The sequence below is a fragment of the Streptomyces sp. NRRL WC-3549 genome (genome assembly GCF_000721935.1).
In the GTDB taxonomy this organism is placed as follows: domain Bacteria; phylum Actinomycetota; class Actinomycetes; order Streptomycetales; family Streptomycetaceae; genus Streptomyces.
Genome location: NZ_KL585394.1, coordinates 74,876 through 75,208 on the forward strand (window position 1 = coordinate 74,876; position 333 = coordinate 75,208).

The 333-nt window shown below is 72.7% G+C and carries 1 protein-coding gene; it reads right to left on the reverse strand.

Features of this window, described 5'->3' with window-relative positions; all coding sequences use genetic code 11:
* Window positions 1-333, reverse strand: a 333-nt coding sequence (locus IH13_RS0110980; RefSeq protein WP_031083329.1) for a helicase-related protein, incomplete at both ends; no start/stop codon positions are given.

Here is a 333-nt window from a genome sequence, read left to right on the forward strand (position 1 = left end):
GTGTGGTGTCCGAGACGTCGACGGCGTCCGGCGTCGACTCGGCGACCTCGCTGCGGCGGGCGTACGCGTCGAACAGCCGGGACTTGTTCTCCAGCATCGCGACCATCCGCTCGTCCACCCCGCCCGTCGCGAGCAGCCGGTGCACCTGGACCGAGCGGACCTGCCCCATCCGGTGCGCCCGGGCCACCGCCTGGTTCTCGACGGTCGGTTTGAGCTGGGGCTCGCAGATGACGACGACGGAGGCGGCCTGCATGTTGAGGCCCACGCCGCCCGCCTCGATCTGCGCCAGCAGCACGGCGTGGCCGGGCGCGGCGGCGAAGTCGTCGACGAGCT